This is a genomic window from Streptomyces sp. TSRI0281, from assembly GCF_001905125.1.
GTDB lineage: Bacteria > Actinomycetota > Actinomycetes > Streptomycetales > Streptomycetaceae > Streptomyces.
Genome location: NZ_LWLE01000007.1, coordinates 147813 through 170992, shown reverse-complemented (window position 1 = coordinate 170992; position 23180 = coordinate 147813). Strand labels below are relative to the sequence as shown.

Below are 23180 nucleotides of genomic sequence, written 5' to 3'. Positions count from 1 at the left end.
GGATACGGCAGAGAGAGGTGACGCAGGTGGTGACGCTCAGCGCTCCGAACGCTCAGGACTGTGTGGCTCTCGCCGAGATCGAATGGTGCGGTGAGCTGATGATCGCGGCGTCGGCCAGCCGTGAGGAACGCCTCAGTCCGGACCGTATCGACGAGGTGCTCGACGTTCGGGGAGACGCCCGGGGAGATACGAGGGCCGATGTCCGGGGGGACGTTCGGGCTGATCTCAGGGCCGATGTCCGGGGAGACGTTCGGGTCGATGCCCGCGGTGACGTCCGGTCGGACGCCCGGAGGGACGCCCGGGACGTCAGGGACACCCGAGACACCCGGGATGGCTGCGGCGTCGGCGGGCAGCGGACGTCGGTCCCCCGGCAGGCCGGTTGCCGGGGGTGACATCCCGCGCGCCGCGGGCCTTCGTGCACCGGCTCATGTACGGAGCAGCCGGGCGATCGCCTTCGTGGCCTCCTCGACCTTCGCGTCGATCTCTCCGCCGCCCTTGACCGAGGCGTCGGCGACGCAGTGGCGCAGATGCTCCTCCAGGAGCTGGAGCGCGAAGGACTGCAGGGCCTTGGTGGAGGCCGAGACCTGCGTGAGTATGTCGATGCAGTAGACGTCCTCGTCGACCATGCGCTGGAGGCCGCGGATCTGGCCCTCGATCCGGCGCAGCCGCTTGAGGTGCTCGTCCTTCTGATGGTGGTAGCCGTGGATGCCGCGGTCGTGGTCGGTGAGGACCTCGGCCGGTGCCGCCGCCGTCGTTTCCGCGGCCGCCGCTGTCCCGGCAGCCGCCGGGTCCGGTGTCTGTGCCGAGCCCGTGGCCTCGGCCGTGGTCATTGCGTCCGTCATCGCGTCCGTCATTGCGTCCTCCCGTTGTCCTCTTTGCCTACGTCCGACATACCCCTGCTGGGTATATCGTAACGAATCCAGCCGAAACGTGACCGGGGCCCCGTGCTGATCACTGTGCCCGATGGGCGACACTGACAAGGCCGGTTAGCCGTGGCCGGATGATGCGCCTAGCATCAGCCTGACCGAATCCAAAGCACCCCGAGGACCCCACGTGCGCTTTCGTCTGACCCCCAGGGAGACGAGCTTCTACGACATGTTTTCCGCGTCCGCGGACAACATCGTCACGGGCTCGAAACTCCTCATGGAACTGCTCGGGGCGGATTCTGCCTCCCGAGTCGAGATCGCGGAGCGTATGCGGGCAGCGGAGCACGCGGGGGACGATGCCACCCACGCGATCTTCCACCAGCTCAACTCCTCCTTCATCACGCCGTTCGACCGCGAGGACATCTACAACCTCGCTTCGTCGCTCGACGACATCATGGACTTCATGGAGGAGGCCGTCGACCTGGTCGTGCTGTACCAGGTCGAAGAGCTCCCCAAGGGTGTCGAGCAGCAGATCGAGGTGCTGGCCCGCGCCGCGGAGCTGACTGCCGAGGCCATGCCGAGCCTGCGCACCATGGAGAACCTCACCGAGTACTGGATCGAGGTCAACCGTCTGGAGAACCAGGCCGACCAGATCCACCGCAAGCTGCTCGCCCAGCTCTTCAATGGCAAGTACGACGCCATGGAGGTTCTGAAGCTCAAGCAGATCGTGGACGTACTGGAAGAGGCGGCTGACGCGTTCGAGCACGTCGCCAACACCGTGGAGACCATCGCGGTCAAGGAGTCCTGAACCACGTGGACACCTTTGCGCTGATCGTGACCATTGGTGTCGCGCTCGGCTTCACCTATACGAACGGCTTCCACGACTCGGCGAACGCCATCGCCACCTCGGTCTCCACCCGGGCGCTGACCCCGCGGGCGGCCCTGGCGATGGCCGCCGTGATGAACCTCGCGGGCGCCTTCCTGGGCCAGGGGGTCGCCAAGACCGTCAGTGAAGGGCTCATCGCCACGCCCCAGGGGCAGAAGGGGATGGGAATCCTGTTCGCGGCGCTGGTCGGCGCGATCATCTGGAACCTCGTCACCTGGTACTACGGCCTGCCGTCCTCCTCCTCGCACGCGCTGTTCGGCGGCATGGTCGGTGCGGCACTGGCCGGCGGGACGATGGTGCACTGGGACGGGGTGCTGGAGAAGATCGTCATCCCGATGTTCCTCTCGCCGATCGTCGGCCTGGTCGTCGGCTATCTGGTGATGGTCGCCATCATGTGGATGTTCCGGAACGCCAACCCGCACAAGGCCAAGCGCGGCTTCCGGATCGCGCAGACGGTCTCGGCGGCCGGCATGGCGCTCGGGCACGGCCTCCAGGACGCGCAGAAGACGATGGGCATCGTCGTGATGGCGCTCGTCATCGCCGATGTCGAGGGACCGAACGACGAGATCCCGGTCTGGGTCAAGATCGCCTGTGCGCTGATGCTCTCGCTCGGTACGTACGCGGGCGGCTGGCGCATCATGCGGACGCTCGGCCGCAAGATCATCGAGCTGGACCCGCCGCAGGGCTTCGCGGCCGAGACGACCGGCGCCTCGATCATGTTCGGCTCCGCGTTCCTGTTCCACGCACCGATCTCCACGACGCATGTCATCACCTCGGCGATCATGGGTGTCGGTGCCACCAAGCGGGTGAACGCGGTGCGGTGGGGCGTGGCGAAGAACATCATCCTCGGCTGGTTCATCACCATGCCGGCCGCGGCGCTCGTCGCCGCGCTGAGCTACGGGATCGTCGTCCTGCTGTTCGGCTGATCGGGTACGCACAGCCGATCGGGTAGTCATATGGGTCCGCCCCCGTTCTCTCTCCGGAGAGCGGGGGCGGACCCTTTTGCCTTGTGGTGGCACCGCCATGCAGCACCGCAAGGCCGTCTGTGGGTTATCCGAAGCGGCCGGAGATGTAGTCCTCCGTGGCCTGGACCGACGGGTTGGAGAAGATCCGCTCCGTCTCGTCGATCTCGATGAGGCGGCCGGGCTTGCCCACCGCCGAGAGGTTGAAGAACGCCGTGCGGTCCGAGACACGGGCCGCCTGCTGCATGTTGTGCGTCACGATGACGATCGTGAAGCGCTCCTTCAGCTCGCCGATCAGGTCCTCGATGGCGAGGGTCGAGATCGGGTCGAGCGCGGAGCACGGCTCGTCCATCAGCAGGACGTCCGGCTCGACCGCGATGGCACGGGCGATGCACAGGCGCTGCTGCTGGCCGCCGGAGAGGCCGGAGCCGGGCTTGTTGAGGCGGTCCTTGACCTCGTTCCAGAGGTTCGCGCCGCGCAGGGACTTCTCGACCGTGTCGTTCAGCTCGTTCTTGCGGTAGCCGCCGTTCAGGCGCAGGCCCGCCGCGACGTTGTCGAAGATCGACATGGTCGGGAACGGGTTCGGGCGCTGGAAGACCATGCCGACCGTGCGGCGCACGGTGACGGGGTCGACGTTCGAGCCGTAGAGGTCCTCGTCGTCCAGCAGCACCTTGCCCTCGACGCGGCCGCCGGGGGTGACCTCGTGCATCCGGTTCAGGGTGCGCAGGAAGGTGGACTTGCCGCAGCCGGACGGGCCGATGAAGGCGGTCACGGAGCGGGGCTCCACGGTCATCGAGATGTCCTCGATGGCCTTGTGGCTGCCGTAGTAGGCGGTCAGTCCGCTGATGTCGATGCGCTTGGCCATGATCAGATCACTGCTTCTTTCGGGAGGTCGCTGGTGGCCGCGTCAGCGACCGGTCTTCGGGGCCTTCCAGCGGGCGATGCCGCGGGCCACGAGATTGAGGATCATGACGAAGGCGATCAGGACCAGGGCAGCGGCCCAGGCACGGTCGTACGCGGCGGGCTCGCCGATCTTGTACTGCTCCCAGATGTAGAAGGGGAGCGAGGACTGGGCGCCTTCGAAGGGGTTCGGGTTGATCAGCTGGCTGCCGAAGACCAGCAGCATGATCGGGGCGGTCTCACCGGCGATGCGGGCGATGGCGAGCATGACGCCGGTCGTGATGCCACCGATCGCGGTCGGCAGGACCACCTTCAGGATGGTGCGCCACTTCGGGATGCCGAGGGCGAGGGACGCCTCGCGGAGCTCGTTGGGGACGAGCTTGAGCATCTCCTCCGTGGAGCGGACCACGACCGGGACCATCAGGATCGTCAGGGCCAGGGCGCCCATCAGGCCGGAGGGCTGGAGCCCGGCCATCAGCATGATCGAGAGGATGAAGAGTCCGGCCACGATCGACGGGATACCGGTCATCACGTCGACGAAGAAGGTGACGGCCTTGGCGAGGGCGCCCTTGCCGTACTCCACCAGGTAGACGGCGGTCAGCAGACCGATCGGGGCGGAGATCGCCGTGGCGATACCGACCTGCTCCAGGGTGCCGATCAGCGCGTGGTAGACACCGCCGCTGGACTCGGAGCCGAGCACTCCGGCCATGGAGTGGGTCAGGAAGTATCCGTCCAGGCGCTCCGCGCCGCGGCTGACGGTGGTCCAGAGCAGCGAGGCGAGCGGGACGACGGCGATCAGGAAGCAGACCCACACCACACTGGTGGCGAGGCGGTCCTTGGCCTGGCGCTGGTTCTCGACGACGGTGGTCGCCACGTACGAGATCACCAGGAAGAGCAGGGCGGAGACCAGCCCCCACTGGGTGCGGCTGTGCCAGCCGGCGGCCACACCGATGCCGACGCCGAGGGCGAGGGCCACCGCGGCGAAGCCGAGCGGGGCCAGGCGGGGCAGGGTCCGGCTGCTGAGGCTGTTCTTCGGCGCGGTCGTCGTCACGGGCTTCGGGCGTTCCTCGACACTGGTAGGTGCGTGGCTCATGCGTTGGCCCCCGAGTACTCCTTGCGGCGGGCGATGATGAGCCGGGCCGCGCCGTTGACCAGCAGGGTGAGGATGAAGAGGACGAGGCCGGAGGCGATCAGCGCGTCGCGCCCGAAGGCGTCGGCCTCGTCGAACTTCGCGGCGATGTTCTGGGCGAACGTCCCGCCGCCCGGGTTGAGCACATGGAGCGAGATCAGGAAGCTCGGCGACAGGACCGTGGCGACGGCCATCGTCTCGCCGAGTGCCCGGCCCAGACCCAGCATCGAGGCGGAGATCACGCCGGAGCGGCCGAAGGGCAGCACCGAGAGGCGGATGACCTCCCAGCGGGTGGCGCCGAGGGCGAGCGCGGCTTCCTCGTTCATCTTCGGGACCTGGAGGAAGACCTCGCGGCTGACGCTGGTCACGATCGGCAGGATCATGATGGCCAGCAGGATGCCGACGGTGAAGAGCGAGCGGGCGACGCCGACCTCGGTCTTCTCGAAGATGTACGTCCAGCCGAAGAACTGGTCGAGCCAGAGGTTCAGGCCCTCCAGGTACGGCACGAGGACGAGCGCGCCCCAGATGCCGTAGACGATGCTCGGTACGGCGGCGAGCAGATCGACGACGTAGGCGAGGGGTGCGGCCAGCTTGCGCGGCGCGTAGTGCGAGATGAAGAGGGCGATGCCGACAGCGATCGGAACCGCGATGAGCATCGCGATGATCGAGCTGACGACGGTGCCGAAGAGCAGGACCGCGATACCGAAGACCGGCGGGTCACCGGCCGGGTTCCAGTCGAAGGTCGTGAGGAAGTTGCCCTCGTCCTTCGAGACGGCCAGGACGGCGCGGTAGCTGAGGAACACGGCGATCGACGCCATGAGCACGAGCAGCAGAATGCCCGAACCCCGCGAGAGGCCCAGGAAGATCTTGTCGCCTGCGCGCCCGGTGGACTTGGCGGGGGGCGTTCGTCGGACCGGCGGGGCCGGTGGCGTGTCTATCGGTGTGGTGGAAGCCATGGTTTTTCCGGTCTGTGTGGGGGAGCGGTGCGCTCCCCTGGCGGCGGTGCACCGGATGGAGTGGGGCGGATGGAGAGGGGGGGTGGAGCAGGTGGAGCGTGTGGGGCGGGTGGTGCGGTGGGGCTGGTGTCGCGGTGTTGCTGCTGGAGAGGGGGTGGCGGGCCGGTCCGGAGGGGTGCGCCGGACCGGCCTGCCGGGTGGTGCGTGTCGTGCAGGTCGTGCAGGTGGTTCAGGTGGTTCAGGTGGTTCAGGTGTTGCGGGGGTGCCGTTCGGTTAGGAAAGGCTGCCGATGGTCTCGCGGACCTTGGCGTTGATCTCGGCGGGGATCGGGGCGTAGCCGGCCTCGGTGAGGACCTTCTGGCCCTCGTCGGACGCGGTGTAGGTCAGGAAGGACTTGACCGTGCCGAGGGTGTCGGCCTTGTTGCCGGTGTCGCAGACGACCTCGTACGTCACCAGGACCAGCGGGTAGGCACCCTCGGCCTTGGTGGTGTAGTCCAGGTCGAGCGCCAGGTCCTTGCCGGTGCCCTTGACCTTGGCGGCGGCGATGGCCTTGGAGGCGTTCTCCGAGGTGGCCTTGACCGGGGCGGTGCCGCCGGTGTTGATGTCGACGGTGGAGATGCTCTGCGAGGCGGCGTAGGAGAGCTCGAAGTAACCGATCGCGCCGTCGACCTGCTTCACCTGGGCGGCGACGCCGGAGGAGCCGGACGCGGCCTGGCCACCGGGGGCCGGCCACTTCTTCTCGGCCTCGTACTTCCAGTCGCTCGGGGCGGTGGCGGCGAGGTACTTGCCGAGGTTCTGCGTGGTGCCGGAGTCCTCGGAGCGGTGGAAGGCCTGGATGGCCTTGTCCGGGAGCTTGGCGCCGTCGTTGAGCTTGGCGATCGCCGGGTCGTTCCACTTCTTGATCTTGTTGTTGAAGATCTTGGCGAGCGTGGGGGCGTCCAGCGTGAGGCTGTCGACACCCTCCAGGTGGAAGCCGATCGCGATCGGGCCGCCGACCATCGGGAGGTTGATGCCCTGGCCGGTCTTGCAGGTCTTCTTCGAGTCGGCGACCTCTTCGGGCTTCAGCGCCGAGTCGGAGCCGGCGAAGCCGACGGTGCCCTGGTTGAAGGCGATGATGCCTTCGCCGGAGGAGGAGGACTTGTAGTTGATCTCCACACCGGAACAGGCGGCCATGTAGTTCTTGACCCAGAGGTCCATGGCGTTCTTCTGTGCGCTGGAGCCGGACGCGCGCAGCTGGCCCTTGGCGTCGTCGCACTTGATGTTCGACGCAGCGCTCGTCTTCTCGCCGCTGCCGCCGGTGCTGCCGTCGCCGCTGTTGTTGTCCGAACCGCACGCCGTGAGGACCAGGGCGCCGGAGACGGCGAGGGCACCGAGCGCGGTGGCACGAAGCCGGTTCTTGCGCTGAAGCTTCACTTTCGGGTGTTCCTTCCAGGAGCCGCCGTGGTTTGTTCGTTCTACGACGGCGTGCGATGAGGATCGGTGTTGCGGCTTGGCGCCGCGCACCTTGTACGTCCGAAATTAGGCAGAACAGGTGAAGCGGCCCACGGAAGGGAGTGAACGGAAGGTGAACCGTGTCGGACAGACGGGGGGCGGCCCACGAGGAGCCGGTCCGAGGCCGGTCAGGAATCGGCTCAGGAGCGGCTGAGCAGCTGCCCAGGAGTGCGGCCCAGGTGCGGGTCGGGAGCGGGTCAGGTGCGAGGTCAGGCGCGGGTCAGGCGTGCCGGAGGAGGTCCGGGAGGGCCGCTTCCAGCTGGTCCCGGTCCCGCGGGCGGGTCAGGCGGTTGCGCGCCGCCGTGGGGGAGAGCCAGGCGAGGCGGTCCACCTCGTCGTTGGGGGCGAAGGCGCCATTTGTGGCCTCGGCCGCCCAGTACGCGACCTCCTTGGGCCGGCCGTTGACCAGGTACCGCGACGTCGGGAGCCGGGTCCCCGGGGTGCAGTGGTGGCCGGTCTCCTCCAGGACCTCGCGCAGGGCGCCGTCCAACGCGGCCTCGCCCCGCTTCAGCTTCCCTTTGGGGAACGACCAGTCGTCGTATTTCGGCCGGTGCACGAGACAGATCTCCGGCCCACCGTCGTACGGGGACCGGCGCCACAGCACACAGCCCGCGGCCAGCACGGGCGCCGGGTCCTGCGCCGGGCCCGCGTCGCCCGCCGCGTGGTCACCGTCGCCGTCCGGCACCCGGCCCGCGTAGCCCGCCGCGTGGTCGCGGTCGCCGTCCGGTAGCGGCCCCGCGTAGCCCGCCGCGCCGTCACCGCCGTCGTCCGGGTGGGACGCCGCCCCGCTCATGGCGCGGTCGCGGCCGCCGCGTACGGCCAGGCCCCCCGGAACACCCCGCGTGCCGCCTCCACCTCGTGCCGCTGGTCCGCGTGGAGCACCCCGAGGGCGTACGCCGTCGCCGGGGCGATCCGCGGGGTGCGGGCCGCCGCTGCCGCCGCCGCTGCCGCCGCCGCCGCGTCCCGGTGCAGATCGAGGGCGTTCCCCGCCCCGGCCAGGACCGGATCGGGCGCGCCCAGCACCACCTCGTGGGCGTACCGGTGCAGCCGCAGCAGCAGGCGGGCCTGGTGCCAGGGCGCGTCCTGCGCCTCGTTGTACGGCTCGGCCGTCTCGTCGGGCGGCAGCGCCGCCACCGCACCGAGCAGCCGCTGCTCGGCCCGTTCGGCCGACTCCAGGAGGGCTTCGGTGGCCGGACCCGTGGCCCCGGCCGCCAGCGGGACCTCGGAGGCCAGCAGCGCGACGGCGTCGGCGACCGCGTGGAAGCGGGAGGAGCCCAGCGCCTGGAGGGCGGCGGAGTGGGCGCGGGTCCGGGCCAGGGTCAGCTGGCGTTCCAGGAGCGCCCCGGCCCGTGCCGCCCCGACGCCGAGCGCGGCCCGTTCCTGGCCGGGGGCGGCCGGGGACGCGGATGCCGGGGCCGTGGCGGAGCCGGCGGAGGAGCGTGCCGCGGGCAGGGCGGCGCCCGAGAGCTGGTGCAGGGCTTCGAGCAGCCGGACGAGCCGGGTGGAGTAGGCGTGCTCGCGGGCGAGCGTGCCGGAGAGCCAGGCCAGTTCCGTACGGAGCTGGTCGGCCCAGACCGGGTCGAGCACCCCCCGGAAGGTGTGCAGCGAGCCGCTGATCCGGCGGGCGGACCGGCGCAGCGCGCTCGCGGCCGCGTCGGCTCCCCCGGTACCGGGGTCCGTGGGGGCGCTGTGCTCGCGGTGCAGGCGCAGGCTGCGCAGGAAGTCCGCGGCCTGCGCCCGGAGGTAGGGCGCGAGGGCCGCCTCCGCGCTCAGGTCCGCGGGGTCCCGCGTCGTCGTCTGGTGGTCAGGGCGTCGCACGCCGGCGCCTCCGGGCATCAATGAGCATTTCCTGTACGTGCCGCAGCGGCTGGCCGTCCACGTCCGTGGCGTGCCGGGTCCAGTTGCCGTCGGGACCCAGGTGCCAGGAGGCGGTGGTGTCGGCCATGCCGGTCTCCAGGAGCCGGCTGAGCGCGGCGCGGTGGGCGGGGTCGGTGACCCGGACCAGTGCTTCGATCCGGCGGTCGAGGTTGCGGTGCATCATGTCGGCGCTGCCGAACCACACCTCGGGTTCGCCTCCGTTGCCGAAGGAGAAGACCCGTGAGTGTTCGAGGAAGCGGCCCAGTATCGAGCGGACCCGGATGTTCTCGGAGAGGCCGGTGACACCGGGGCGGATCGCGCAGATCCCGCGTACCCAGATGTCGACCGGCACGCCCGCCATCGCGGCCCGGTAGCAGGCGTCGACGATCGCTTCGTCGACCATCGAGTTGACCTTGAAGCGGACGTAGGCGGGGCGCCCGGCGCGGTGGTGGGCGATCTCCTTGTTGATGCGGGTGATCAGTCCGTCGCGCAGGGACTTCGGGGCGACCAGCAGCCGGCGGTAGGTCTCGCGGCGGGAGTAGCCGGAGAGCCGGTTGAACAGGTCGGAGAGGTCGGCGCCCACCTGCGGGTCCGCGGTGAGCAGGCCGAGGTCCTCGTACAGCCGGGCGGTCTTGGGGTGGTAGTTGCCGGTGCCGACGTGGGAGTAGCGGCGCAGCGTGTCGCCCTCCTGGCGGACGACGAGCGAGAGCTTGCAGTGGGTCTTCAGCCCGACGAGGCCGTACACGACATGGCAGCCGGCCTCCTCCAGCTTGCGGGCCCACTTGATGTTGGCCTGCTCGTCGAAGCGGGCCTTGATCTCGACGAGGACGAGGACCTGTTTGCCGGACTCGGCCGCGTCGATCAGGGCGTCGACTATCGGGGAGTCGCCGGAGGTGCGGTACAGCGTCTGCTTGATCGCGAGCACGTCCGGGTCGCCCGCCGCCTGTTCCAGGAACGCCTGGACGGAGGTGGAGAACGAGTCGTACGGGTGGTGCAGCAGGACGTCGCGTTCGCGCAGGGCGGCGAATATGTCGGGCGCGGAGGCGGATTCGACCTCGGCGAGATCGCGGTGGGTGCCCGCGATGAACTTGGGGAACTTCAGCTCCGGCCGGTCCAGGGACGCGATGGCGAAGAGTCCGGTGAGGTCGAGCGGGCCGGGCAGCGGGTAGACCTCGGCGTCGGACACCTTCAGCTCGCGGACCAGCAGATCCAGGACGTACGGGTCGATGGACTCCTCGACCTCCAGCCGGACCGGCGGGCCGAAGCGGCGCCGCATGAGCTCCTTCTCCAGGGCCTTGAGGAGGTTCTCGGTGTCGTCCTCCTCGACCTCCAGGTCCTCGTTCCTGGTGACCCGGAACATGTGGTGGGCGAGGACCTCCATGCCCGGGAAGAGCTCCTCCAGGTGGGCGGCGATGATGTCCTCGATGGGGACGTAACGCTGCGGGGAAGCCTCCAGGAAGCGGGTCAGCAGCGGCGGCACCTTGACGCGCGCGAAGTGGCGGTGGCCGCTGACCGGGTTGCGTACGACGACGGCGAGGTTGAGCGAGAGGCCCGAGATGTACGGGAAGGGGTGCGCCGGGTCGACGGCCAGCGGGGTCAGGACCGGGAAGACCCGCTGGCGGAAGAAGGTGAACAGGCGGGCCTGTTCCTTCTCGGTCAGCTCCGGCCAGCGGATCAGCTGGATGCCCTCGTCGGACAGGGCGGGCGCGATGTCCTGCTGGTAGCAGGCGGCGTGCCGGGCCATGAGTTCGCGCGAGCGGGTCCAGATCAGTTCGAGGACCTCGCGGGGCTGCAGCCCGGACGCGGAGCGGGTGGCGACGCCGGTGGCGATGCGGCGCTTGAGTCCGGCCACCCGGACCATGAAGAACTCGTCCAGGTTCGAGGCGAAGATGGCGAGGAAATTAGCCCGTTCGAGTACCGGTGTCGTCGGATCCTCGGCCAGTTCGAGGACGCGTTCGTTGAAGGCGAGCCAGCTGCGCTCCCGGTCGAGGAAACGGCCCTGGGGAAGTTCGTCGCCGTCCCGGTCGGGCTCGTACGCGTCCGCGTCGGCGTCGAGGTCGGGATCCAGGTCGGCGGCGGTGGAGAAGCCGACGTTGTGGGACGTGGCGGTGGCATGCGGCCGGTGCGCGGCGAGGGAACCGACGGACGGCTGGGCGGGCTGGGCGGGGACCTCGGAGCTGGGCTGCTGGCTCATGTACCTATTGTTCCGCGCGGACGGCCCTCCAGGCTCGTCGGAGCCGGGAAAGATCGCGGAAGGTCCGGGGAAGCCGGGTTCGGTTCCGCGCGCTGTTCCGGGCGCTCTCCCGGGTTCCTTCCGGGGGACTCTCCCGTTGCGGGGGGTGGGCACAGCTGGCTGCATCCCGTGAGGGTCGCAAGCGTGTCTGAATGGCCGGTAACGGCGACATGACATGCAGGATGCGGTGTGCCTGCCGGTGGGGCTCGGACGCACGGTACGCGGAGGCCGTGCGGCTCGAATCCACCGTACGCGGCGGCGGCCGTGCGGCGGTCCGCGCGGCTCGAATCCACGGTACGCGGCGGAGGCCGTGCGGCGGTCGGCCGGGGGCCAGCGCCCACCGCACGCGCACCGGTCCGGGCCCTCCCCTCGTGGGGGCCCTGACCGGCCCGCGGAACGGGTGGGCGCTCTCCTCAGCCGTGCAGACGGCGCAGCACCCGGAAGGCCACGAACACGGCCAGGGCGGAGAGGGCGAGCAGGATGCCGGTCTCGACGAGCTGGAGCGGCCAGAAATGGGAGGAGGGGTGGACATCGGTGAACGGGGTGACGCCGCCGCGCTCGCGCATGCACACGGACATGTCCCCGCCGGGGGACGCCTCGTGGGCGCAGTCGTTCCAGTACACCGCTCTGCCGGTGGCGGTCAGCATGCCCGAGTCGATGAACCAGGCGAAGTCGTCCGGGTTCGGCTTCCCCGAGAACCGGACGACCGGACCTCGGCGGGGGACGAGCCCAGGACGCGCAGGGTGCCCTCACCCGGTGTGCGCAGCCCTGCCGCCAGTGCGAGCAGCGCGGACTTGCCGGCCCGTTGGGCCCGACGAGCGCGCAGACCCGTCCGGCGGGTAACCGGAACGTGAAGTCGCGCAGGGCTCATTGCCTCCTGCGCCCGTACGTCATTCCGAGGCCGTCCGCCTCGATCGCAGCGCCAGTCATGCGTGCTGGTCCCCCTTGAATGTGCTGTCCAGTACGGCGGTGAAGAGGGCGCTCACGTCGTCCCTCTCCAGACCGGCCTTCCGGGCCCGGCGGGCCCAGTCGGTGAGTTCGGCGCGCAGCGGCGCGTCGGTGTCGGCCGCGGCGCCGCCGAGGGTCCGGCGCACGAAGGTGCCGAGCCCGCGACGGGCTTCCACGAGCCCTTCGCGCTCCAGTTCGCGGTAGGCCTTGAGCACGGTGTTCGGGTTGATGGCCGTGGCTTCGACGACCTCCCGAGCGGTGGGCAGCCGGTCGCCCGGCTCCAGCACGCCCAGCCGTAGGGCCTGCTTGGTCTGCTGGACGATCTGGAGGTAGGTGGCGACGCCGCTTGGGCCGGTCGATGCGGAACTCGACCGCTGCGGGCTCTGCCATGTTCACCGCCCTTTCACTAATTGAGTAGTGAAAGGGCGGTGCAAAGAAGGGGCGGCGTCAAGTGACGCCGCCCCTGCCGGAGATGAGGCCGGGTCAGGACTCCGTGCGGTACATCAGGTCCACCTCGTGGGTGGTGAAACCCATCCGCTCGTACACCGTCACGGCCGCCGTGTTGTCGGCGTCGACGTAGAGCATCGCGGTGGGCAGCCCCTCGGCGGCCAGGTGGCGCAGCCCGATCGCGGTGAGCGCCTTGCCGAGGCCGCCGCCCTGCGCGTCGGGCCTGATGCCGACGACGTACACCTCGCCCAGCTGCTCCTGGGCGTGCACCTTCGTCCAGTGGAAGCCGATGATCTCGCCCTCGCGCTCGGCCAGGAAGAAGCCCTTCGGGTCGAACCAGGACTCCGCCTTGCGGTCGTCCAGGTCCTGCTGGGTCAGGGAGCCCTGCTCGGGGTGGTGGGCAAAGGCGGCGCTGTTCACGGCGAGCCAGGCGGTGTCGTCCTGTCCGGGCACGAAGGTGCGGACGGTGACGCCCTCGGGCAGGACCGGGTCGGCGAGGTCGAGGGGGATCAGCGTGCGCCGGAGCTGGCGCAGCTCGCGGAAGAGGGAGAGGCCGAGGACCTGGGCCAGATGCCGGGCGGCGGACCCGCCGCCGTGCGCCCACACCCGCAGCCGTTTGCCGGTCGTGGCGAGGAGGGCGGCGCCCAGGGCCCGCCCGTGCCCGTGGCCCCGGTGGGCGGGGTGCACGACGAGTTCGGCGGCGGGGGCCTCGACGGGGTCGGTGTCCTCCAGCTGGGCGTACCCGGCGAGGGTGCCGCCGGTGGTGAGCAGGAGGTGGCGCACGCCCGCGCGGTGTCCGCCCCCGAGCCGGAGCCGCCCCTGCTCGGAGACCGCTTGCCTGCCGTCGGACCGGGCCGCCTCGCCGAGCAGGCCGAGGACGGCTTCGGCCTGCGCGGGGTCGAGCGCGTCGAGGGTCTGAATCTCGCGTCCGGGGGCGGGGAGGGGCACATCAGTCGTCATGCGTACGAGCGTACGGCGGACAGCTTCGAGGCGGGTCACATGGCTCCGGGCGGGGCGTGCAGCACCTGATCCGCGATCCGCGACAGGTCCTCGGCACTGGGCAGCAGCCCGCGGACCCGCTCGGGCAGACCGGCGTACGTACTGACGGCCAGTGGCTGGTGGGAGCCGCGCAACGCGTACTCGACCATGGCCCGGTCGCGGCTCTCCGCGATGAGGATGCCGATGGTGGGCTCGTCGCGTTCCTTGTCCCGGACCAGGTCGTCCACCACCGCCACGTAGAACCCGAGCTGCCCGAAGTGCTCGGGCCGGGCCTTTTGGGTCTTGAGCTCCAGCACGACGTAACAGTGCAGCTTGCAGTGGTAGAAGAGCAGGTCGATGCGGTACTCGCTGTCGCCCACCACGACGGGGTACTGACGCCCGACGAAGGCGAACCCGACGCCCAGCTCCGTCAGGAACCGGATCAGGTGGGTGACGAGTGCGTCCTCCAGCTCCCGCTCGGCCGGCCGGCCGTCCAGTTCGGTGAAGTCGAGGCGGTACGGGTCCTTGAGGATCTGCTTCACCGCGTCGGAGGTGTCGGGCAGGCTGACGTCGAAGTTGTTGGCCGCAGCGCCCTGGGCGAGGTGGAACTCCGTGTGGATCATCGAGCCGAGCTCGTCCCGGGACCAGCCGTGGTGGACCGCGTGCTGGGCGTAGAAGTCCAGCTCAAAGCGGGTTTTGCACTTGCTCATGAGGAGGACGATGTGGCCCCAGGGCAATTGTCCAACAGCTTGTTGGACAATTGAGCCGGGCCAGGTCCGGGCCATCTGCTGCATGTAGTGGAGATTGCTGCGGCTGAACCCCCGCTGGTTCGGGAACTCCGTCCGCAGCTCGGTGGCGATGCGGTCGATGACCTTCGTCCCCCACCGCTCCCCGCTCTGCCGCTCCAGGATCGTCCGCCCGATCTCCCAGTACATCAACAGCATCTCGGTGTTGACCTTGAGCTGTGCGCGCACATGCGCGCCCCGCACGATCGACTTCAGCTGGTCGACCATCTCGTTGAAGCCCGGCGGCAGGTCCGGCGTCCGTGCGCCCGGTACGACGGCCTTGGCCGTGAGTTCGCTGTCCATGCCGTACAGGCTTGCGCCACACGTGCGTGCCGTGACGTTTCTGCCTGCATATGTAAGCCAAACGAGTTATATGCACCCTTAGGCCCTCCGTGCGGCCTCAAGGGCAACCAGCTCGTAACCCGAAAGCCCCTGTTGCGCTACGCGCGTTGACTCTAGGCTGCGGCAGGCAGGATTCAGACTTTTGACCACTTCCCAACCCTCCCGCTGAACTCACAAGGGGACCGATGTCAGCGACTCCGCAGAAGAACCGTGCGTCCCGGCGGGTGCTCGCCGCCGCAGCCGGGCTGGCCACCGTGGGCGCGCTCGTCGCCGCGCTGCCGGCCGGCGCCCAGGACCGGGGCAACGGCCACGGTCATGGCCACGGGCACGGGCACAAGCCCCGCACCGTCGACGTGCAACTGCTGTCCTTCAACGACCTCCACGGCAACCTGGAGCCCCCGGCCGGTTCCGCGGGCACGGTCTCCGAGACGCAGGCCGACGGCACGGTGAAGTCGGTTCCGGCCGGTGGCGTCGAGTACCTGGCCACCTCGCTGCGCAAGGCGCGCGAGGGCAACCGCTACTCCGTCACGGCTGCGGGCGGCGACATGGTGGGCGCGAGCCCGCTGCTGTCGGGGCTCTTCCACGACGAGCCGACGATCGAGGCGCTGAACGGGCTCGACCTCGATGTCACGTCGGTCGGCAACCACGAGTTCGACGAGGGCGCCACCGAGCTGGCCCGTCTCCAGAACGGCGGCTGTCACCCGACCGAGGGCTGCTACGAGAAGGGCAAGAAGTTCAAGGGCGCGGACTTCCCCTACCTCGCGGCCAACGTGACGAAGGAGAAGACGGGCAAGCCGCTTCTCAAGCCGTACACGGTGTGGAAGAAGAACGGCGTCAAGATCGGCTTCATCGGAGTGACCCTGGAGGGCACCCCGAACATCGTCACGGCCAACGGCGTCAAGGGCCTGAAGTTCCACGACGAGGTCGAGACGATCAACAAGTACGCCAGGGAGCTGGACCGCAAGGGCGTCAAGTCGATCGTCGCGCTGATCCACGAGGGCGGGGCCCCGGCCTCCACCTCGTACAACTACGACTGCGACAGCCCCGGGGCCGGTGACGGCATCTCCGGGCCGATCGTCGACATCGCCAAGGGCATCACGCCGAAGGTGGACGCGCTCGTCACGGGCCACACCCACCAGGCGTACGTGTGCACCGTCCCCGACCCGGCGGGCAAGCCCCGCATGGTCACCTCGGCGTCCTCGTTCGGCAAGGTCTACACCGACACGACGCTCACCTACGACCGTCGCACCAAGGACATCGTCCGTACGTCGGTGAAGTCCGCGAACCACGTCGTGAGCCGGGAGCAGTCCAAGGCCACCGACATGACGAAGCTGATCGCCCGCTGGAACGCCCTCGCGGCTCCCATAGCCAACAGGCCGCAGGGCTGGATCACCGCCGACATCAACGGCCGCGGCTCCACGGCCCCCGAGAAGCCGCTCGGCAACCTGATCGCCGACGCCCAGCTGGAGGGCCTGGCCCCGGCCGACAAGGGCGGCGCCCAGATCGCGTTCATGAACCCGGGCGGCATCCGCTCGGACCTGGTGCACAAGGCGTCCGGCAGTGAGGGCGACGGGGTGGTGACGTACGGCGAGGCGTTCACCGTGCAGCCGTTCACCAACATGATGAACGTGGTCGACCTGACCGGCGCACAGCTGGTCGAGGCCCTTCAGCAGCAGGTCAGCGGCTCCAACGAGGCCAGCCCGAAGATCCTCCAGGTCTCCAAGGGCCTCACCTACACGCTGGACATGACGAAGACGGGCGCGGCCCGCGTGGTCACCGACACCATCAAGCTCGACGGTGCGGCGATCGACCCGGCGAAGAGCTACCGCGTCGCGATGAACGAGTTCCTCGCGGGCGGCGGCGACGGCTTCGCGGCCCTCGGCCAGGGCACGAACAAGCTGGTCGGCGCGTCCGACCTGGACGTGTTCAACACCTACCTGGCGGCCCACTCCACGGCGACGGCCCCGCTGGCCCCGCCGGCCACGGACCGGATCACGATCATCAAGTGACCCCGTGACGCGGGTGACCGCATGAGTGCGTGAGTGAGTGGGTGGGGGCGGTGGCCGGAAGGCCTGCCGCCCCCACCTTCTTGGTCTCCGTACGTCCGCCGCTTGCCCCGGCCGTGGCGGCGGAGCCCAGGCCCGCAGGGCGTCCGCCCCGCACCCCGCCAGGACCCGGGACCGCACGTGCCCGGCTCCCGATCTGTCTGACGGCCATAACTCGGATCCGCCCCGCCTGCGCGGTGGTCGCCGTCCGCGCCCTCCGGCCGCGTCTTCCGGTTGCGTACGCGGCACCGGCGCGAAGGCCAGCGCTGCGGCGAGCGCGCCGAGGACGACGGCGACGACCACGAAGTCCCCGTGCGGTACGCCGCCGCAGGGTGCGGGAGGCGTCACGGCTGCGGATCGGGCCGGCCCAGCGTGAACCAGACGGCCTTGTGCCCCGGCAGGCAGCCGTCCAGCGTGTCGGTGCCCCACGCGAGCGCGAGGCTCTCCACCAGCAACAGGCCCCTCCCGCCACTGTGTTCAGTCCCCGGCCGCAGTGCGGCGAGCGCGTTCCCGGCGCAGGCTTCATCATCCGCGACGGAGACGGTGACCCGCTTCCGGTTGACCGCGACCTGGACGCGGATCAGCGACGTACGGGTGTGCCGGTGTGCGTTGGTGACCACCTCCGAGACGCAGAGGCGTGCGTCGTCCACGAGGCTGAGATGCCGGCTCACCCGCAGCAACGAACCGACGAAGTCCCGCGCGATCCTGGCGGCGTTGGCGGTACTGGGAAGGGTGAGGCGGTAGCTCTCCCCGCCAAGCGGGTTGATGGGAACGGGAGTGGTGGCGGTAGCGGTCATGTCGTTCTCCCCACACGGTCTGGTGTGTCCGAGCGTGTGCGCTGCGCGTCGGCCCGTGGCGGTGGCCGCACGGACGCACGCCTCAACGCACGCCTGTACGGCTGCACTTCGGGCTTCCCGATGTGTAGCGCGTGGTGGGAGCACCGTAGCGCAATGTCTAACGCGTTAGCCGTGAATCTGTATAGCGTTAGCCCTTTTGGATAGGGTCTCAGTCAGGGGCCACACTGGGACCCGACAAGAGGAGGGCCCGATGCCATCGAGGAAGGCGCCCACGGCACGACAGCGCCGCCTGGGTACTGAGTTGCGTCGGATTCGTGAGCGCACCAGTCTGTCGCTCACCGAGGCGGCGGCCATGCTGGGCACCGATCGCACCACTATCAGCAACGTCGAATCCGGAAGGTTCGGCGTGAGCGCCGAGCGGGTGAGAGCGTGGGCCGGTCACTACGGATGTCCCGACGATGTGTATGTCGACGCGCTGGCCGACATGGCTACCGAGCGCATAAGCGGCTGGTGGGAGGACTACCGGGGCCATCTGACCAGTGACGCTCCCGACCTGGCCGAGTTGGAGCACCACGCGGTGGCCATCAGGTCGGTGCAGATCATGTATATGCCTGGCCTGCTCCAGACCGAGGACTACGCGCGTGCGGTCTTCGGCGAGAGCGTGCCGCCCCCGAGCCCTGCCCGTCAGCGGCGCCAGTTGTCGCATCGGCTGCGGCGCCGCGACGTGCTCGATCGGGACGACCTCGCCTCGTGCACGTTCCTCATCCATGAGGCCGCACTCCGAATGACGTATGGCGGCGCAACGGTTGCCCGCAGTCAACTCGACTACCTGATGAGGCAGTCGGAGCGTGAGAACGTCACCGTTCGTGCGATCCCGTTCGCGGCAGGCGGTTTCCCGTACGCGAGCAGTTCGGCACACTACCTCTACGGTGTGGTGCCGCAGCTGGACACGGTGCAGACGGATACGTCGACCGGGTCGGGATTTCTGGATTCCGAGACGAGTCTGGAGAATTGGCGAGTCGCTCTGGACCGGACCGAAGAGAAGTCGCTTGATCCGGTGAGCTCGCGGGACTTCATTCGCCAAATCGCACAACAAGTATGAAGGCGTGAGAATGTTGGAAATTCAGTGGCGCAAATCCTCGAAATCCTCCAATGCCGAAGGCTCTGACTGCCTTGAGCTCGCCGAGGTCGGTGGCGAGATCCTGATGCGTGAGAGTGACAATCCCGACGTGATCATCCGCACCACGCGTGCCAAGCTGCGCGCGTTCCTGGGTGGGGCGAAGGGCGGCGAGTTCGACGATCTGGCCTAGCCGGCCGCGTCTCGCTTGCTTCGGGCGGCACCCACCGCGCAGGGTGGGGGCCGCCCGTTCGGCTGTGGGTGTCGTTTCCTGCCCCTCGGGGGCGCGGCAGGCGGTCACCTGGAGACCGGCAGTTCGACGCACCATGTGTACGGGCCCGCGCCGCAGCTCGACACCGTGCAGACGGACTCTGCAACCGGGCCCGCGTATTCGGATGCCGAGACTCGGCTCGTGAACTATCGGGCAGTGCTGGATCGGGTCGAGGAGTTGTCGCTCGACCCGAAGATGTCGAGAGACTTCATTCGAAAGATCGCACAACAAGTGTGAAGGCGTGAGAACCATGGAAATTCAGTGGCGCAAGTCCACGAAGTCCTCGGGAGCCGAGGGCAACAACTGTCTGGAGCTTGCTGAGTTCGGAGGAGAGATCCTGATGCGCGAGAGCGACAACCCCGACGTCGTCATCCGCACCACGCGGGTCAAGCTGCGCGCGTTCCTGGGTGGGGTGAAGGACGGCGAGTTCGACGATCTGGCCTAGCCGGCCGGTCGCGTTCGCTTCGGGCGGTTCCCGCCGCGCAGGGTGGGGGCCGCCCGTTCGGCCATGGCACGGCACAGGGTGGACTTGCCGACGCCGGGGCTGCTTCCCGATCACGGAGACGAGATGCGCGGTCCTGACGGCAGTCTCTCCTTCTCGGTGCGGGCGCGTGAACCATCGGTATCCGAACCGGAAGAATGCGGAGGGTGAGCACGCGCAGAAAGTTCCTCGGCTCCGCCACCGCAGCCGGTGCCATGGCATTCCTCGGCGCTCCTCAGGCCGCAGTCGCAGAGGGTGGGAGCACGTCTCCGGGGCCGGATCCGGTGGCCTGGAAGCTCCCGGCCCGCGACACGATCCTTGCGGCCGAGACCGGAACGCAGAAGCATTACGGCGCGCTCCGGGCCGAGTTGATCAACCACCTGAGCCCGGTCATCGTCATTCAGAACGACGACCAGGGCGGCCTGTACACCCTGGTCCACAACGGAGAACAGGAGTCGTTGCACCCTGTCTCCGAGATCTTCGAGCTGGCCAAGTCCATCGCCCACATTCCGCTGGGCATCTACTCGATCATCGCGCCGTACCTCGGCCGCAGGCTCCCGGACCTCCCCAGCTCCGCCCGTCTCGACCAGCACGACGTGGACATGGTGGCGTTCAAGGGGCCGGAGGCGAAAGACTGGATCGGTCCGCTCCGGGATTTCGGTACGACCCTGACGACAGCCAGGCAGCAGCTCGGCAACGCGGACCTGGCGCAGCGGCTGGAAGCGTCGAGTGCGCAGATCCTTGACGGCGCGCTCGACTTCATCCACCGGTCCGTGCGGCACGGGCAATTCGACATGGAGTCCTTCGAGAACTTCACCGGCCCGTTGAGCGACGCCATCCGCACCAACATGTGGCACGCGTCCAAGGCGCAGATCGAAGGCGTGGAAAACCTCATGGGGCGGTGGCGGGAGAGGATCGGCGAGGAGGACTGGCCCGGCCTGTACGTCGTCGTTCTGTCGATCTGGACGACGTCCGCCCTGAACCAGAACTCGATCATCGTCAGACAGCTCATGGATCCCGCGAAGGCGGACTCGCACCTGATCGACCTGCCGACGGCCCAACTGCCCGCCGACCCCGTCTTCGTCGCTTTCGACAACCTGGCCCGGATCGTGCAGGACAACGTCGCGGCGGAGATGGTGTTCCCCGTCGACCAGGACCTGGCGGACGCGCTGAAGGGGCCCGAGGATCTGCTGGCGCAGGAGATCCTGCATCAACTCGCCTGCCCCTACCGGAGCGCGACAGCGGCGAGGAAGGCCGCAGGAGCGGCGTCGTAGGCCGCAGTGTTTTCGCGGCCCCGTCGCCCTGTCGCCCTGTCGCCTCGTCGCCCCGTCGTCCTGTCCGTTTCCGGCGGCCTCCGTCAGCATGGTCGGGGGCCGCTCAATCCCCTGCGTATCACTTGTCGGCAATCATCGCCTCACTCGTTAGACGTCAAACACTTGATACGGCTCGGCATCACGCGCTAGCTTCGTGACGTAGCGCCAGGCGGCGCGTGCCCTGTCCGGGACGCGTCAATGGTGCCCAACTCCCTTTGCCTCTGCGCTGGTTGAGGGATTCCGAAGGGGCTCCCCTTGTTCGCCGCTCGTCACGCCGGCTCTGTGGACAAGGGGTGGTCCTGACGTGACGCCAGGAGGCAACGCATGCCCGACGACCCTGAACCGTCGCCCTTCGCCGTACAGGCTTTCTGGAGCGAGAGGGTCACATACCGGTCGATGGAGGCGGACGAGATCGCGGACTTGGCCCGGTGCTCCGTAACTGTTCCCGGAGAGGCGATCCGGCGGGTCCGTTCGGAGGTACGTGCGCTGGCCGTCGGACTGTCGCCCATCGAGCGGCACCGTGCGCTGTCCTGGTTGGACGGGGGCGGCTGCATCGGGGCGTTGGCATCCCTGCACCGGGGCGAACCCTGCGGGTTCTCGCTGAGCCATCGGGGCGCGTGGATCGAGTGGACCGTACGCCCCTACCTCGCGTTCCACATCGGTGACAGGACGCGGCTCCCCGCCCCGTCCGAAGTGGCAGACGCGGCGCGGTCCGATGCGTGACCGGTAGGAAAACGCGTGTGCGGTCCGTCCGTGGTGCGTGATAGGCACCAGGGCATGGACGACCTTGAGACAGCGCGGCTCCTCCTCCATCCGCTGAGCGCCGATGAGGCCCATGAACTGGTGGCGTACGCCGAGGGCGGGCCGGACGGGCCGGGACGGCGCGACTCCTGGGCGGCCGGGTATCCCCTGGACGGGGACGTGTCCGCCGCCCGGCGTTTTCTGAACTCCCGCACGGGCGACGGTGATACCCGGACCCGGTGGCACCCCGGGGTGTACGAGATCCGCCGTCGTGACGACGGGGCGGCCATCGGCGGTATGGACTTCCACGGTCCCGCCGACGACACCGGCAGCGTCACGATCGGGTACGGGCTCGTTCCGGCGGCGCAGGGCAGGGGGTACGCCTCCGAAGCGCTGCGCGCGCTGCTGGAGTTCGCGCGGGTGAGCGGTATCGCCCGCGTGAAGGGTGACGCCGACCACGGCAACATCGCGTCCCGGCGCGTCATGACGGCCGCCGGTATGTGGCAGGCCGGGGAGGACGAGCGCGTGACGTACTACGAGGTCTCGTGGGGCGACGGCGTCCTGGCCGACGGGAGCCCGGCCGCTCCTGTCGCTCGGCCCTCGTCTCTCCGGCCTTGTTCCTCTAGTGACGTGCACCCGTCATAATTCGTGGGCTGACCCCCACGGCATACGGAGGCACCCCCGCATGAGCCCGTACACCGCTACCCGCAGGAACTTCCTGGCGGGCGCGCTCGCCGTCTCCGCCACCGCGCTGGTCGGCGTCGCGCCCGCCGTCGCCGGGGCGCGTGCGTCCCGTACGGTCCGCACCCCGCAGGACTGGATGGGCTCCATCCCCGACGCGACCGGCCTTCAGCGGCTCACGATCCCGGGCTCGCACGATTCGGGCGCGCGGTACGGCGGCCCCTGGACCGAGTGCCAGAACACGACGGTCGCCGAGCAGTTGAACAGCGGCATCCGCTTCCTCGACGTGCGGTGCCGGATCACCGGGGACTCGTTCGCCATCCACCACGGGGCCTCGTTCCAGAACCTGATGTTCGGCGATGTCCTCGGCGCCTGCTGGGACTTCCTGGCCGCGCGGCCGAGCGAGACCGTGCTGATGCGGGTCAAGCAGGAGTACTCGGAGGAGAGCGACGCCGCGTTCCGGCGGATCTTCGACCTCTACCTCGACACCAAGGGCTGGCGGCCACTGTTCCGCCTCGACCCCACGCTGCCCACGCTGGGCCAGGCGCGCGGCAAGGTGGTGCTGCTCGCCGACAACGGAGGGCTGCCCGGGGTCCGGTACGCCGATCCGGAGGTCTTCGACATCCAGGACGACTACATGGCCGAACCGTTCGGGAAGTACCCGAAGATCGAGGCCCAGTTCCGCAGGGCCGCCGAGCGGCCGGGCAAGCTGTTCATGAACTACGTGAGCACCGCCGCCCTGATGCCGCCCCGCTGGAACGCCGACCGGCTCAACCCTCAGGTGCACTCCTTCCTCGACGGCTCGGGAACCGCGGGCTGGACGGGCCTGGGCATCGTCCCCCTGGACTTCCCCGCGACCCGGTCCGGGCTGGTGGAATCCCTGATCCGGCACAACCCGGGGGCCTGAGGCACGGGGCGCGGACCGCGCACGTCGCCTGAGTAAGGTGCGACGCG

At 69.2% G+C, this 23180-nt stretch carries 22 protein-coding genes and 4 pseudogenes; 12 read left to right on the top strand and 14 right to left on the bottom strand.

Features of this window, described 5'->3' with window-relative positions:
* Window positions 1–26: 26 nt before the first annotated feature.
* The gene (locus A6A29_RS14680) at window positions 27–392 is read left to right on the top strand and encodes a hypothetical protein (RefSeq protein WP_198953075.1); all 366 of its coding nucleotides are present in this window, start codon (window positions 27–29) and stop codon (window positions 390–392) included.
* A gap of 33 nt (window positions 393–425) precedes the next feature.
* Here A6A29_RS14680 and A6A29_RS14675 read toward each other — a convergent pair whose 3' ends face one another.
* Window positions 426–830, bottom strand: a complete 405-nt coding sequence (locus A6A29_RS14675) for a metal-sensitive transcriptional regulator (protein WP_073720546.1) — start codon at window positions 828–830, stop codon at window positions 426–428.
* Window positions 831–1053: 223 nt separating this feature from the next.
* On the opposite strand from A6A29_RS14675, the gene A6A29_RS14670 reads away from it, so the two are divergent.
* Both A6A29_RS14670 and A6A29_RS14665 read left to right on the top strand, forming a co-directional pair.
* Window positions 1054–1674 carry a DUF47 domain-containing protein gene (locus A6A29_RS14670; RefSeq protein ID WP_073720505.1) on the top strand — a complete coding sequence of 207 codons (621 nt, stop codon included), beginning with the start codon at window positions 1054–1056 and terminating at the stop codon, window positions 1672–1674.
* Between the two features lie 5 nt (window positions 1675–1679).
* Window positions 1680–2678, top strand: a complete 999-nt coding sequence (locus tag A6A29_RS14665) for an inorganic phosphate transporter (protein ID WP_073720504.1) — start codon at window positions 1680–1682, stop codon at window positions 2676–2678.
* Window positions 2679–2802: 124 nt separating this feature from the next.
* Here A6A29_RS14665 and pstB read toward each other — a convergent pair whose 3' ends face one another.
* The 12 genes and pseudogenes from pstB to A6A29_RS14605 form a co-directional block, all read right to left on the bottom strand.
* Window positions 2803–3579 (bottom strand): phosphate ABC transporter ATP-binding protein PstB, encoded by a 777-nt coding sequence (gene pstB / locus A6A29_RS14660; RefSeq protein ID WP_073720503.1) that lies wholly within the window; start codon window positions 3577–3579, stop codon window positions 2803–2805.
* Between the two features lie 42 nt (window positions 3580–3621).
* A complete protein-coding gene (pstA, locus tag A6A29_RS14655; protein WP_073720502.1) occupies window positions 3622–4707 on the bottom strand; it encodes a phosphate ABC transporter permease PstA in 1086 nt (361 codons plus the stop codon).
* Entirely contained in the window at window positions 4704–5699 is a 996-nt protein-coding gene (gene pstC / locus A6A29_RS14650; protein ID WP_073720501.1) for a phosphate ABC transporter permease subunit PstC, read from the bottom strand. Before pstC ends, pstA begins: the two co-directional genes overlap by 4 nt.
* A gap of 273 nt (window positions 5700–5972) precedes the next feature.
* On the bottom strand, window positions 5973–7112 hold the full coding sequence (gene pstS / locus A6A29_RS14645) for a phosphate ABC transporter substrate-binding protein PstS (RefSeq protein ID WP_073720500.1): 1140 nt from the start codon (window positions 7110–7112) through the stop codon (window positions 5973–5975).
* Window positions 7113–7410: 298 nt separating this feature from the next.
* Entirely contained in the window at window positions 7411–7812 is a 402-nt protein-coding gene (locus A6A29_RS14640; protein ID WP_073720545.1) for an NUDIX hydrolase, read from the bottom strand.
* 167 nt (window positions 7813–7979) lie between these two features.
* Window positions 7980–9029 (bottom strand): CHAD domain-containing protein, encoded by a 1050-nt coding sequence (locus A6A29_RS14635; protein ID WP_073720499.1) that lies wholly within the window; start codon window positions 9027–9029, stop codon window positions 7980–7982.
* Window positions 8995–11241: an RNA degradosome polyphosphate kinase gene (locus tag A6A29_RS14630; protein WP_073720498.1), complete on the bottom strand. Its 2247-nt coding sequence runs from the start codon at window positions 11239–11241 to the stop codon at window positions 8995–8997. The genes A6A29_RS14635 and A6A29_RS14630 overlap by 35 nt, the downstream gene beginning before the upstream one ends.
* Window positions 11242–11693: 452 nt before the next feature.
* Window positions 11694–11813: pseudogene (locus tag A6A29_RS43960) on the bottom strand (ABC transporter permease); the annotation flags it as partial.
* Window positions 11814–11986: 173 nt separating this feature from the next.
* Window positions 11987–12210 (bottom strand): annotated as a pseudogene (locus A6A29_RS46480) (ATP-binding cassette domain-containing protein); the annotation flags it as partial.
* A pseudogene (locus A6A29_RS14615) lies at window positions 12207–12618 on the bottom strand (GntR family transcriptional regulator). The pseudogenes A6A29_RS46480 and A6A29_RS14615, both read right to left, overlap by 4 nt.
* A gap of 93 nt (window positions 12619–12711) precedes the next feature.
* Entirely contained in the window at window positions 12712–13635 is a 924-nt protein-coding gene (gene mshD / locus A6A29_RS14610; RefSeq protein ID WP_073720544.1) for a mycothiol synthase, read from the bottom strand.
* Between the two features lie 35 nt (window positions 13636–13670).
* Entirely contained in the window at window positions 13671–14741 is a 1071-nt protein-coding gene (locus A6A29_RS14605) for a PDDEXK nuclease domain-containing protein (protein ID WP_073720496.1), read from the bottom strand.
* A 224-nt stretch (window positions 14742–14965) separates the two neighbouring features.
* Here A6A29_RS14605 and A6A29_RS14600 point away from each other — a divergent pair, with 224 nt between their 5' ends.
* On the top strand, window positions 14966–16789 hold the full coding sequence (locus A6A29_RS14600) for a bifunctional metallophosphatase/5'-nucleotidase (RefSeq protein ID WP_073720495.1): 1824 nt from the start codon (window positions 14966–14968) through the stop codon (window positions 16787–16789).
* A gap of 380 nt (window positions 16790–17169) precedes the next feature.
* Here the strand turns inward: A6A29_RS14600 and A6A29_RS14595 are convergent, their stop codons facing one another.
* On the bottom strand, window positions 17170–17622 hold the full coding sequence (locus A6A29_RS14595) for an ATP-binding protein (RefSeq protein ID WP_073720494.1): 453 nt from the start codon (window positions 17620–17622) through the stop codon (window positions 17170–17172).
* Between the two features lie 250 nt (window positions 17623–17872).
* Between A6A29_RS14595 and A6A29_RS14590 the strand changes: the two genes are divergently transcribed.
* The 8 genes and pseudogenes from A6A29_RS14590 to A6A29_RS14555 all read left to right on the top strand — a co-directional run bounded on the left by A6A29_RS14590 (window position 17873) and on the right by A6A29_RS14555 (window position 23133).
* Entirely contained in the window at window positions 17873–18724 is an 852-nt protein-coding gene (locus A6A29_RS14590) for a helix-turn-helix domain-containing protein (RefSeq protein ID WP_073720493.1), read from the top strand.
* A gap of 10 nt (window positions 18725–18734) precedes the next feature.
* On the top strand, window positions 18735–18932 hold the full coding sequence (locus A6A29_RS14585) for a DUF397 domain-containing protein (protein ID WP_073720492.1): 198 nt from the start codon (window positions 18735–18737) through the stop codon (window positions 18930–18932).
* 93 nt (window positions 18933–19025) lie between these two features.
* Window positions 19026–19247: pseudogene (locus tag A6A29_RS46475) on the top strand (Scr1 family TA system antitoxin-like transcriptional regulator); the annotation flags it as partial.
* A 13-nt stretch (window positions 19248–19260) separates the two neighbouring features.
* Window positions 19261–19455 (top strand): DUF397 domain-containing protein, encoded by a 195-nt coding sequence (locus A6A29_RS14575; RefSeq protein ID WP_073720490.1) that lies wholly within the window; start codon window positions 19261–19263, stop codon window positions 19453–19455.
* A gap of 203 nt (window positions 19456–19658) precedes the next feature.
* Window positions 19659–20765, top strand: a complete 1107-nt coding sequence (locus A6A29_RS14570) for a hypothetical protein (RefSeq protein ID WP_073720489.1) — start codon at window positions 19659–19661, stop codon at window positions 20763–20765.
* 363 nt (window positions 20766–21128) lie between these two features.
* Entirely contained in the window at window positions 21129–21527 is a 399-nt protein-coding gene (locus A6A29_RS14565; RefSeq protein WP_073720488.1) for a hypothetical protein, read from the top strand.
* Window positions 21528–21581: 54 nt separating this feature from the next.
* A complete protein-coding gene (locus A6A29_RS14560) occupies window positions 21582–22190 on the top strand; it encodes a GNAT family N-acetyltransferase (RefSeq protein ID WP_079182757.1) in 609 nt (202 codons plus the stop codon).
* A 40-nt stretch (window positions 22191–22230) separates the two neighbouring features.
* Window positions 22231–23133: a phosphatidylinositol-specific phospholipase C gene (locus A6A29_RS14555; protein ID WP_073720486.1), complete on the top strand. Its 903-nt coding sequence runs from the start codon at window positions 22231–22233 to the stop codon at window positions 23131–23133.
* Window positions 23134–23180 lie beyond the last annotated feature (47 nt).

Bases quoted from the DNA above. Each gene is read 5' to 3' on its own strand.
- A6A29_RS14565 (WP_073720488.1), top strand. From the start codon at position 21,129: ATGCCCGACGACCCTGAACCGTCGCCCTTCGCCGTACAGGCTTTCTGG.
- A6A29_RS14555 (WP_073720486.1), top strand. From the start codon at position 22,231: ATGAGCCCGTACACCGCTACCCGCAGGAACTTCCTGGCGGGCGCGCTC.
- A6A29_RS14595 (WP_073720494.1), bottom strand. From the start codon at position 17,622: ATGACCGCTACCGCCACCACTCCCGTTCCCATCAACCCGCTTGGCGGG.
- mshD (WP_073720544.1), bottom strand. From the start codon at position 13,635: ATGACGACTGATGTGCCCCTCCCCGCCCCCGGACGCGAGATTCAGACC.
- A6A29_RS14560 (WP_079182757.1), top strand. From the start codon at position 21,582: ATGGACGACCTTGAGACAGCGCGGCTCCTCCTCCATCCGCTGAGCGCC.
- pstB (WP_073720503.1), bottom strand. From the start codon at position 3,579: ATGGCCAAGCGCATCGACATCAGCGGACTGACCGCCTACTACGGCAGC.
- A6A29_RS14675 (WP_073720546.1), bottom strand. From the start codon at position 830: ATGACCACGGCCGAGGCCACGGGCTCGGCACAGACACCGGACCCGGCG.
- A6A29_RS14575 (WP_073720490.1), top strand. From the start codon at position 19,261: ATGGAAATTCAGTGGCGCAAGTCCACGAAGTCCTCGGGAGCCGAGGGC.
- A6A29_RS14630 (WP_073720498.1), bottom strand. From the start codon at position 11,241: ATGAGCCAGCAGCCCAGCTCCGAGGTCCCCGCCCAGCCCGCCCAGCCG.
- A6A29_RS14590 (WP_073720493.1), top strand. From the start codon at position 17,873: ATGCCATCGAGGAAGGCGCCCACGGCACGACAGCGCCGCCTGGGTACT.
- pstA (WP_073720502.1), bottom strand. From the start codon at position 4,707: ATGAGCCACGCACCTACCAGTGTCGAGGAACGCCCGAAGCCCGTGACG.
- A6A29_RS14605 (WP_073720496.1), bottom strand. From the start codon at position 14,741: ATGGACAGCGAACTCACGGCCAAGGCCGTCGTACCGGGCGCACGGACG.
- pstC (WP_073720501.1), bottom strand. From the start codon at position 5,699: ATGGCTTCCACCACACCGATAGACACGCCACCGGCCCCGCCGGTCCGA.
- A6A29_RS14600 (WP_073720495.1), top strand. From the start codon at position 14,966: ATGTCAGCGACTCCGCAGAAGAACCGTGCGTCCCGGCGGGTGCTCGCC.
- A6A29_RS14585 (WP_073720492.1), top strand. From the start codon at position 18,735: ATGTTGGAAATTCAGTGGCGCAAATCCTCGAAATCCTCCAATGCCGAA.